The 9,769-nt window shown below is 69.0% G+C and carries 9 protein-coding genes; 6 read left to right on the top strand and 3 right to left on the bottom strand.

Annotated elements, in window-relative coordinates; all coding sequences use genetic code 11:
• Nucleotides 1-162 precede the first annotated feature (162 nt).
• Nucleotides 163-1,023, top strand: a complete 861-nt coding sequence (locus tag AC07NN_RS12110; protein ID WP_494640996.1) for an SDR family oxidoreductase — start codon at nucleotides 163-165, stop codon at nucleotides 1,021-1,023.
• A gap of 3 nt (nucleotides 1,024-1,026) precedes the next feature.
• Here AC07NN_RS12110 and AC07NN_RS12105 read toward each other — a convergent pair whose 3' ends face one another.
• Nucleotides 1,027-1,899, bottom strand: a complete 873-nt coding sequence (locus tag AC07NN_RS12105) for an alpha/beta hydrolase (RefSeq protein WP_494640994.1) — start codon at nucleotides 1,897-1,899, stop codon at nucleotides 1,027-1,029.
• A 55-nt stretch (nucleotides 1,900-1,954) separates the two neighbouring features.
• Between AC07NN_RS12105 and AC07NN_RS12100 the strand changes: the two genes are divergently transcribed.
• Together AC07NN_RS12100 and AC07NN_RS12095 are read left to right on the top strand one after the other, a co-directional pair.
• The gene (locus AC07NN_RS12100; protein WP_494640992.1) at nucleotides 1,955-3,136 is read left to right on the top strand and encodes a glycosyltransferase family 4 protein; all 1,182 of its coding nucleotides are present in this window, start codon (nucleotides 1,955-1,957) and stop codon (nucleotides 3,134-3,136) included.
• Complete coding sequence (locus AC07NN_RS12095; RefSeq protein WP_494640990.1) at nucleotides 3,133-4,104, top strand: glycosyltransferase family 9 protein; 972 nt, start codon at nucleotides 3,133-3,135, stop codon at nucleotides 4,102-4,104. The genes AC07NN_RS12100 and AC07NN_RS12095 overlap by 4 nt, the downstream gene beginning before the upstream one ends.
• A gap of 90 nt (nucleotides 4,105-4,194) precedes the next feature.
• On the opposite strand, the gene AC07NN_RS12090 is transcribed toward AC07NN_RS12095, so the two are convergent.
• Together AC07NN_RS12090 and AC07NN_RS12085 are read right to left on the bottom strand one after the other, a co-directional pair.
• Nucleotides 4,195-4,845: a hypothetical protein gene (locus tag AC07NN_RS12090; protein WP_494640988.1), complete on the bottom strand. Its 651-nt coding sequence runs from the start codon at nucleotides 4,843-4,845 to the stop codon at nucleotides 4,195-4,197.
• A gap of 194 nt (nucleotides 4,846-5,039) precedes the next feature.
• Nucleotides 5,040-5,639 carry a YitT family protein gene (locus AC07NN_RS12085; protein ID WP_494640987.1) on the bottom strand — a complete coding sequence of 200 codons (600 nt, stop codon included), beginning with the start codon at nucleotides 5,637-5,639 and terminating at the stop codon, nucleotides 5,040-5,042.
• Nucleotides 5,640-5,896: 257 nt separating this feature from the next.
• On the opposite strand from AC07NN_RS12085, the gene infC reads away from it, so the two are divergent.
• The 3 genes from infC to AC07NN_RS12070 all read left to right on the top strand — a co-directional run bounded on the left by infC (nucleotide 5,897) and on the right by AC07NN_RS12070 (nucleotide 9,750).
• Nucleotides 5,897-6,418 carry a translation initiation factor IF-3 gene (infC, locus tag AC07NN_RS12080; RefSeq protein WP_494640985.1) on the top strand — a complete coding sequence of 174 codons (522 nt, stop codon included), beginning with the start codon at nucleotides 5,897-5,899 and terminating at the stop codon, nucleotides 6,416-6,418.
• Between the two features lie 165 nt (nucleotides 6,419-6,583).
• Nucleotides 6,584-8,491, top strand: coding sequence for an alpha/beta hydrolase family protein (locus AC07NN_RS12075; protein WP_494641909.1), 1,908 nt, complete (start codon nucleotides 6,584-6,586; stop codon nucleotides 8,489-8,491).
• Nucleotides 8,492-8,559: 68 nt separating this feature from the next.
• Complete coding sequence (locus tag AC07NN_RS12070; RefSeq protein WP_494640983.1) at nucleotides 8,560-9,750, top strand: MFS transporter; 1,191 nt, start codon at nucleotides 8,560-8,562, stop codon at nucleotides 9,748-9,750.
• Nucleotides 9,751-9,769: the final 19 nt, after the last annotated feature.

Raw genomic sequence — 9,769 nt, 5'->3', positions numbered from 1 at the left:
GCATCGGAGGGGCTCGGAAGAGCGCCCCGCGACGAGGAGGCGGCTTATGGCAGAGGGCTTCGCGCTTGGCAAGCGCCCTTTGAGGGGTTGCGGAGAGGGTTTTTTCCGAGGCTTGATCTGGACGGGTTTGGGTCAGGGTTTCCTGGGGGCGGAGTTCTAGCGTTGCGTCTGTTCGTGTTCGGTCTGGGCTATGTCGGCGAGGCCTTCGCCAACGCCTTGCGGGCGCGCGGTTGGGAGATCGCCGCCACGGCGCGGGACGCCGATCAGGCCGCCACTCTGCGCGCCAAGGGAATCACGCCCGCCGATCCGAATGACCGCGACGCCATGGCCGCCGCCCTCGTCGGCGTGAACGCGATCCTGGTCACCTCGCCGCCCGGCCCCGACGGCTGCCCGGCCCTGGAATCGGTGATTCCGGCTCTGGCCCAGGCGCAGGCCTTCCCCGACTGGATCGGCTATCTGTCGACCACGGGCGTCTATGGCGACTTCGAGGGCCGCTGGGTCTTCGAGACTTCTCCGTTAAAAGCTCAATCGGTCGAGGGCGCCCGCCGGGTCGGGGCCGAGCGCGACTGGCGCCAGGTCGGGCGCGGCATGGGCCTGACGGTCACGACCTTCCGCCTGCCCGGCATCTACGGCCCCGGCCGCAGCGCGCTCGACCGCCTGCGCGCCGGCGAAGGCCGCCGGATCGTCAAGCCGGGCCAAGTCTTCAGCCGCATCCATGTCGAGGACATCGTCTCGGGCCTGCTGGCCTCGCTGGACCGGCCGCGCGCGGGCGGGATCTACAACCTCGTCGACGACGCCCCCGCCCCGCCGCAGGACGTGATGGAGCACGCCGCGCGCCTGCTGGGCGTCCCGGTCCCGCCGGACCTGCCGTTCAACGAACTGGGCATGTCGCCGGCCACGCGACGGTTCTACGCCGAGAACAAGCGCGTCTCGAACGCGCGGGCAAAGGCGGAACTGGGGTGGCGGCCGGCGTATCCGACGTATCGAGAGGGGCTGGCGGGGATTTTGAGGGTGGGCGGCTAGAGGCTACTCGTCGTCGATCGCCGGCGCGCGCGGCGTGATGCCCACCGCATCCAGCCCCGCCGCATTGCGCAGGCGCGCCGCCCGCGCCAGGCGGCGACTCACCAGGTCGCCCTCCTCCGGTTCGGCCAGGCCCTTGGCTTCGGCGACGGCGGCCACGAGGCGCTGCAGGTCCTGCGGGCGCGACAGGCGGTGATCGCCGTCCTTGATCAGGGTGAAGACCACGTCGTCGGAGGCCAGGGCGTTGGCCAGCTCCAGCGCGTGGGTCCACGGCACATCGGGATCGGCCCCGCCCTGCAGGACGCGCACTGGGACGTCGATCGGCACGGGCCCCGGCAGGATCGACCACCGCGCCCCGTCCTCCAGCAGGTCGCGGGTGATCGGGTAGCCGCCGTCATCATACTCGGACGGCCGGATCCAGAAGCCGTCCTTGGCGATGGCCGCCCTGGCCGCGTCCGAGAGCTCGGGCTCCATCAGCTTCTCGGTGAAGTCCGGCGCCGGGGCGATCAGCACCAGGGCCTTGACCCGCTCCGGCCGCGCGATGGCCGCAAGGCACGACAGCCAGCCGCCCATGGACGAGCCGACCAGCACCAGCGGTCCTTCGGTCAGGTCGTCGATCACCGCCAGGGCGTCCGCGCGCCAGCGGCTGATCGTGCCGTCCTTGAACGCGCCCTCCGACTCGCCGTGGCCGAAATAGTCGAAGCGGACGTAGTTGCCGCCGGTCGCCCTGGCCTGCTCGGCCAGCACCTCGGCCTTGGTCCCGGTCATGTCGGAATGGAAGCCGCCCAGCCAGACGACGGTCGGCCCTTCGCCATCGACGCGTCGGAACGCCACGTTCAAGCCGTCTTCGCGCGGCAAGACACCCCGGGATTCGGTCATGGCGTCGCCTCGATCCTTTCGGTAACTAAAACCGCGTTGTTTTCGCGAGAGTCGCGTGCCCGAGCTACCCGCCGAGTTCACCCTGCTGCAAGTGACGCCGGAACTGGAAACCGGCGGCGCCGAGCAGACCACGATTGATGTCGCTCATGCGGTGGTGGCGCAAGGCGGCAAGGCCCTGGTGGCCACCAAGGGCGGACGCATGGCCGCGCGCCTGGAGGCCGACGGCGGTCGCCTGGCCCAGATGCCGGCCCAGTCCAAGAACCCGCTGATCATGCTGGGCAACGCCGCCCGCCTGATCGACCTGATCCGCCGCGAGAAGGTCAGCCTGGTCCACGCCCGCTCACGCGCCCCGGCCTTCAGCGCCCTGTGGGCCGCGCACGCCACCAAGACGCCGTTCGTGGCCACCTATCACGGCGTCTACAACGCCAAGTCCAATCTCAAGCGCTGGTACAACGCGGTCATGACCAAGGGCGACCTGGTCATCGCCAATTCCGAGTACACGCGCGACCACGTGATCCGCGAACACGGCATCGCGCCCGAGAAGGTCGTGGCCATCCCGCGCGGCGTCGATCTTTCGCGCTTCGAGCCGGGCGTGGTCAGCGCCGACCGCATCGAGACCCTGCGCAAGGCCTGGGGGATCGAACCGGGCGAGCGCCGGCTCAAGGTGCTGCTGGCCGGTCGCCTGACCCGCTGGAAGGGCCAGGCGCTGCTGGTCGAGGCCATGGCGCTATTGAAGGCGCGGGGCCAGGACAAGGTCCTGCTGCTGCTGGTCGGCGACGACCAGGGCCGCAAGGGCTATCGTGCCGAACTGACCACCGCCATCGCCGCCGCCGGCCTGGAGGACGCTGTCAGGCTGGTCGGGCACTGCGACGACATGCCGGCGGCCTATCTGCTGGCCGACCTGGCCATAGCCCCTTCGCTGGAGCCCGAAGCCTTCGGCCGCACCGCCGTCGAGCCGCAGGTGATGGGCCGCCCGGTCCTGGCCTCCGACCACGGCGCGACGCGCGAGACCGTCGCACCCGGCGAAACCGGCTGGCTGGTCAAGCCCGGCGACGCCGAGGCGTGGGCCGACGCCCTGCTGGCGGCCTGCGAAATTGGCGCTGCCGGACGTCAAACCATGGGCCTTGCGGCCCGTACGCGTGCGCGACGGTTGTATTCAGTGGACGCGATGTGCGAAGCGACGCTCAAGGTGTATGCCCGTGTCCTTGAGGCTCGGGGTTTGGAGCGTTCGTCTTGAGCAAGGAGATCAAAAAGGTCCTGGTCATCAAGCTTGGCGCGCTGGGCGACTTCGTCTTGGCCCTGGCGGCGATGAAGAAGATCCGCGAGGCTCACCCCAAGGCCAAGATCACCCTGCTGACCACCCCGCCGTTCGAGGCCCTGGCCAAGCTCAGCCCCTATTTCAATACGGTCGAGACCGACGGCCGCCCCGGCGACGTCGGCGAGACCATGGCCATGCTCGGCCGGGTGCGCAAAGCCCGCTACGATCGCATCTACGACCTGCAGACCAACAGCCGGACCAACTGGTACTTCCAGGCGCTGCGTCCGTTCCCGCCGCAGTGGAACGGCATCGCCTTCGGTTGCGCCCTGCCGCAGAAGGGCACGGCTCGCCTGCACATGCACACGCTGGAGCGTCACGCCGACCAGCTTCGCGCCGCCGGCATCTGGCCCGACGCCCCGACCGAGCACGGCAGCGCCCCGCCGCCGGACCTGTCGTGGATCCTGCGCAAGCACAAGGAGCCGCGCCCCGTCGCCGGCGCCGCCACGCCCAAGCCCTATGTCCTGTTCGTGCCCGGCGGCTCGGCCCACCGGCCCGAGAAGCGCTGGCCGGTCGAGTGCTATTCTCAACTCGCTTCGCACCTCAAGGCCCGGGGCCTGGACATCGTCGTCATCGGCGGTCCGCAGGAGAGCGCCATGGCGCGCCACATCCAGAAGGCCACGGGCGGCGCCCGCGACCTGACCGGCCGCACCGACTTCGCGCAGCTGGCCGTGCTCGGCGCCAAGGCGGCCCTGGTGGTCGGCAACGACACCGGTCCGACCCACCTGCTGGCCGCCGCCGGCGCGCCGACCATCGCCCTGTTCTCCGACGCCTCGGATCCCGAGCTGTGCGGCCCGCGCGGCCACGTGGCGGTGATACGCTCGCCGGACCTGAAGGCCCTGCCCGTCAGCACCGTCGCCAGCGCGGCGATGGCCCTGCTGCCTCATTAGGTCACCGCGCGAGCAGCACCCCCAGATCCCGCATGATCCGCTGGGTGGCCGATTGCATGCGGCCGGCCAGGTCCTTGATCTCGTTGGCGATCACCGCGAAGCCCGCTCCGGCCTCGCCCGCCGGGTGGCCTGGATCAGGGCGTTGATCGAGATCATCCGCACCCGCGCGCCGATCTCCTCGATCTCCTCCAGCAGCTGGCCGGCCGTGACGCCGGCGGCCTTGGCCTGGGTGCGCTCGCGCTCGACGATGGCGGCCAGCTCCGCGCTCAGCACGGCGACCAGCTCGTTCAGGGCGGTCAGCAGCCCCTGAGCCACGAACTCGGCCAGGCGGTTCAGGTCGCGTTCGCGGCCCCCCTCGCCATCCGCGGTCAGCACCTCGAAGTCGCGCAGGAAGCGGTTGCAGGACGGCTGGTAGGCCGGCGCGCGCACCTCGATCAGCCGCGCCAGCCAGGCCTGGACCGCCGCCGGCAAATCCCCGGCCGTCTTGCGTCCCGAAAAGCGCTCGGCGATCCCCGCGAAGGACTGGGCGGCGGCGCGGGCCGAGCCCCGCGCGTCCAGCGCCTGCTCGCCGCGCGCCAGGGCCAGGAACATCACGGCGCGGTGGGACAGCATCCGCTGGCGGCCGGCCTGATCGATCAGGGCGCCCAGGTGATCCTTCAGGCCGGGCGGCGGCGCGTCCAGTTCGACGGCGCGGCAAGCGGCAGCGGGGGCGTTGTGGAGAGAGAGACTGAAGGCGGCCATGACGCTCTCGATCTCGCGAGCCCACTGGCTCGCGTTACATCGAAGCGTCCTTGCTTCCCGAAGCGCCGGACGCCCTTGCCCGGTGCGAGACCAGTCTCGCCGATCCGGCGCCGCCGCCCGCGCCTGATCGCACACGACCGGCGAGAATGCACCGAACTGCCCACCCCGCGCGCAACCGGACGCTGCGCGAGGCGTCAGTAGCCCGCGTAACGTCCAGGCTTGTGGTTGGCGATGATCACCGCGCTCAGCGCCACGGCGCTGGCGATGGACAGCAGCAGCTTGTCGAAGGGGATCGTGAAGAAGGCCGCCGCCACGACCAGGCAGTCGGCCGCCAGTTGCACCTTGCCGGCGCTGATCCCCCGGCGCTCCTGCAGATAGAGGGCCAGCACCCCCACCCCGCCGACGCTGGACCGGTGCCGCGCCAGGGCCAGGATGCCCATGCCGATGATCGTGCCGCCGAACACCGCCGAGAAGATCGGGTCCACGCTGCCGACCTTCAGCCAGAACGGCATGGCGAAGGCCAGGCCCGCCAGCAGCAGGTTGGTCGCCAGGGTCTTGAAGGTGAAGGTCCAGCCCAGGGTCCGTTGCGCCAGGACGTAGAACGGCAGGTTCAGGACGAAGAACACCACGCCCACCGGCCAGCCGCTCAGATACGAGACGATCAGCGCCACCCCGGCGACGCCGCCGGTGACCAGGCCGGCGGCCTTCAGCAGGGTCAGGCCCACGGCGATGAAGCTGGAGCCGATCAGGAGGGCGTGGATGTCCTCCAGGGTCGTGTGGCGGTGTTCGGGCATGAGTCGCGACAGGCTTCTGGATCAGGGAAAACTCGTCCCCACCCGTCCGTTTCCGTCCCTATTTTCCCGAAAGACCGTCCGGGCGCCCACTGGATCAGAAAAAACTGGACCCGCTTGGCATCTCTTTGGCTGCCGTCGCTTGATACAGCGCGGCCGGCGCGTCATATATCAGGTTCTCGCGGCGCGCCCAGTGCGGCGCGTATGCGTTCAGCTATACCCCTATCAACAGTACCGGAGCCGTCCCTATTCGCCGTCCTATGCAAACGCCGCCCGTTAAAGACGGACCGCGTATCAACGAAGACATCCGCGTCCCGCGCGTCCTGCTGATCGACCAACACGGCGAGAAGCAAGGCGAGATGCCGACCGCGTCCGCTATGGAAGCGGCCGAGGAAGCTGGCCTGGACCTGGTGGAAATCGTTCCGAACGCCAATCCGCCCGTCTGCAAGATCCTGGACTATGGCAAGTTCAAGTTCCAGGAGCAGAAGAAGAAGAACGAGGCGCGCAAGCGGCAGAAGGTCGTCGAGCTCAAGGAAATCAAGCTCCGCCCGAACATCGACATCCACGACTACGAGGTTAAGGCCAAGGCCATGACCCGTTTCTTCGAGGAAGGCGACAAGGTGAAGGTCACCCTGCGCTTCCGCGGTCGTGAAATGGCGCACCCCGAGCTCGGCATGAAGCTGCTCCAGAAGGTCAAGGCCGACTTCGACGAAGTCGCCAAGGTCGAGTACGAGCCGCGCATGGAAGGCCGTCAGATGATCATGATCCTGGCTCCGCGCTAGACTCGATCGTCACAGGTAGACAACGAAGCGCCCCGGCCCCTGCGGCCGGGGCGCTTTGTTTTTGCGCCCTATCCCATGTCGCGCGCCTCGACAGCCACGCACCCTCTGGTAGAGTTTCGCCAAGTTTGGGGAGTACACGTGCTTAAGACCCTGTTCGCCGCCGGTATGGCGTGCCTTGCGTTATTCGCTTCGCCGGTCCTGGCGGCCGAGAAACCCGATCTCGCCATCTTCGGCGCCCTGCCCTCCATCGAGGACGTCAGCATCTCGCCGGACGGCTCCAAGCTGGCCGTGATCGTCACCAACGGCGAGCAGCGCCTGCTCAGCATCCGCCAGGTCGGCGGCGGCATCCTGTCCGGCATGGTCCTGGGGACGAACAAGGTTAGGGGCGTCACCTGGGCCGGCGAGGAGCACATCATCCTCATCGTGTCCCAGACCACCGAAGTGTTCGGACTGATGGGTCCCAAGCGCGAATACTACATGGCGACCGACTTCAACCTGGTCACCAGGAAGCAGACGCCCCTGCTGCGCAACCAGCAGGACTCGATGAACGTCATCATCGGTTCGCCCATGGTCCGGACGATCAACGGCGAGCCGGTGGTGTTCCTTGAGGGCGTGCACTTCGTCAACGAGCAGGGCGTCAACACCCTCTTCCGCGTCAGCCTGCGCAGCAACACCACGCGGATGATGGACTACGGCGCGCGCATCGACACCGACAGCTGGCTGGTCGACGCCCAGGGCGAGCCGGCGGCCCAGTCGGTCTATGACAGCAAGCGCGGCCGCTGGAGCCTGCGCATGAAGATCGGCTCGACCTGGAAGACCGTGGACGAGGCCGACACGCCGATGGGCTCGTACGGCATCTCCGGCTTCGGCCGCGACGGCAAGTCGATCCTGGTCTGGCGCACCGACGACAAGGACCAGGAGGTCCTGCGCGAATATCGTGGCGTCGGCGAATTCGAGGACCTGCCCGGCGGCAAGGACCTGACGGGCCTGATCCACGATCCCGACACCCTGGCCCTGCTGGGCGGCTATGCGTTCAAGGGCGACGACCTGACCTACACCTTCTTCGACGCAACCAGCCAGAAGACCTGGAACGCGGTCATCAAGGCCTTCCAGGGTGACCGCGTGACACTGGAGTCGTGGTCCAAGGATCGGCGACGCGTGATCGTCCGCGTGGACTCGGCCGTGGAAGGCGCGGCCTACGCGCTGGTGGACCTCAACGCCAAGCAGGCCGCCTGGCTGGGCGACATCTACAAGGGCGTGAATTCCAAGACGCTCTCGCCGGTGCGCCCGATCAAGTACAAGGCGGTCGACGGGCTGGAGATCACCGGCTACCTGACCCTGCCGCTAGGCAAGGAAGCCAGGAACCTGCCGCTGATCGTCCTGCCGCACGGCGGGCCCGAGGGACGCGACACGCCCGGCTTCGACTGGTGGAGCCAGGCCATGGCCTCGCGCGGCTACGCGGTGCTGCAGCCCAACTTCCGCGGCTCCGAGGGCTTTGGCTGGGACTTCATCAAGGCCGGCTTCGGCGAGTGGGGCAAGAAGATGCAGACCGACCTGTCGGACGGCGTCCGCGACCTCGCCAAGCAAGGCCTCGTCGACCCCAAGCGCGTCTGCATCGTCGGGGCCAGCTATGGCGGCTACGCGGCCCTGGCGGGCGCGACGCTGGACCGGGGCGTCTATCGCTGCGCCGTCTCGGTCGCGGGTCCTTCCGACCTGAAGAAGATGCTGCTCTCGAACCGCGAGGCCCACAACGGCGAGGCCTCGGCCTCGCAGCGCTACTGGCTGCGCTTCATGGGCGCGGAAGGGATCACCGACCCGGACCTCACCGCCATCTCGCCCGCCCGCCTGGCCGACAAGGTCGACATCCCGGTCCTGCTGATCCACGGCAAGGACGACACGGTCGTGCGCTACGACCAGAGCGAGGCCATGGCCAACGCCCTGCGCAAGGCCGGCAAGCCCGTGAACTTCGTCACGCTGGAGAGCGAGGACCACTGGCTGTCGCGCGGCGCGAGCCGTCTGAAGATGCTGACCGAGACCGTCGCCTTCGTCGAAAAGAACAACCCGCCCGACTGAGGCTCGTTTGACCCCGGGGCAGCCCAGGGTCGCCAAGCCTTGGGTTCGGGCGTAAACCGCGCGTCCTGATGTCCGAACCCGCCCACAGCAACCGCGCCCTGGCCGTCCTGCTCCTGGTTGTGTTCATCAACCTGGTGGGCTTCGGCGTGGTCATCCCGCTGCTGCCCTTCTACGCCAAGTCGATGAACGCGGCCCCTTGGCAGGTGACGACCATGTTCGCCGCCTACAGCCTGGGCCAGTTCTTCGGCGAGCCGTTCTGGGGACGGATGTCCGACCGCATCGGCCGGCGGCCGGTGCTGATCGTCACCATCATCGCCAACACCCTGGCCTATCTGGCCCTGGCCTTCGCGCCGAACATCTGGATCGCCATGGCCATCCGCCTTGTCGGCGGCTTCGGCAGCGGCAACATCTCGACGATCCAGGGCTACATGGCCGACGTCACCCCGCCCGAGAAGCGGGCCGGGCGCATGGGCCTGCTGGGCTCGGCCTTCGGGGCGGGCTTCGTGATCGGCCCGGCCCTGGTCATGGTCATCCATCCGGGCGCGGGACATCTGGGCTACCAGCTGCCGCTGTTCCTGGCCGCCGCTATGGCCGGGACCGCCGCCCTGGGCGTCGTCCTGTTCGTGGCCGAGAGCCGCGCGCCGGCCGCCTCCGACGTGATCCAGCCCCGCCGCCGCGAGGCCCTGGCCGCCGCGGCCGCCCACCCGATCCTGTCGCGCGTCCTGCTGGTCACCCTGATCTCGACCGGCGCCTTCGCCGGGATGGAGGCGGTGTTCGGCCTCTATGCCGACAAGCGCTTCGGCTGGGGCGCCAGCCAGGTGGCCGCCTGTTTCGCGATCATCGGCGTCATCGCCTCGGTCGGCCAGGGCATGCTGACCGGTCGCCTCGCCCGCCGCTTCGGCGAGGGGCGCGTGCTGGCGACGGGCCTGTCGATCATCTCGCTGACCCTGCTGATCACCCCGTTCGTCACCGTCCCGACCCTGGCCGTCGTGGCGGTCGGCTGCACCGCCTTCGGCCAGTCGCTGGTCTTCCCGTGCGTGGCCGCCCTGATCTCCCGCGCCAGCCCGCCCGACCGTCAGGGCCAGATGCTAGGCCTGAACATGGCCGCCGGCTCGCTGGCCCGCATCGGCGGCCCCCTGCTGGCCGGCCCGCTGTTCGGGATCGCCATCGGCGGTCCCTACTGGTTCGGCGCGGCCTTGATGCTGCCGGCCATCGGCTTCGCCCTGGTCATCGTCCACAGGACCAAGAACGCGGCTTAGGTCCAGGCGACCTGGCGCT

This window comes from Caulobacter sp. GW821-FHT09H08 (assembly GCF_059415885.1).
The sequence above is the reverse complement of the archived record's forward strand: the minus strand, read 5'-3'. Positions and strand labels throughout refer to the sequence as shown.

Coding starts and splice junctions, on each gene's coding strand:
- AC07NN_RS12105 (WP_494640994.1), bottom strand. CDS start 1,899: ATGACCGAATCCCGGGGTGTCTTGCCGCGCGAAGACGGCTTGAACGTG.
- AC07NN_RS12090 (WP_494640988.1), bottom strand. CDS start 4,845: ATGGCCGCCTTCAGTCTCTCTCTCCACAACGCCCCCGCTGCCGCTTGC.
- AC07NN_RS12085 (WP_494640987.1), bottom strand. CDS start 5,639: ATGCCCGAACACCGCCACACGACCCTGGAGGACATCCACGCCCTCCTG.
- infC (WP_494640985.1), top strand. CDS start 5,897: ATGCAAACGCCGCCCGTTAAAGACGGACCGCGTATCAACGAAGACATC.
- AC07NN_RS12075 (WP_494641909.1), top strand. CDS start 6,584: ATGGCGTGCCTTGCGTTATTCGCTTCGCCGGTCCTGGCGGCCGAGAAA.
- AC07NN_RS12070 (WP_494640983.1), top strand. CDS start 8,560: ATGTCCGAACCCGCCCACAGCAACCGCGCCCTGGCCGTCCTGCTCCTG.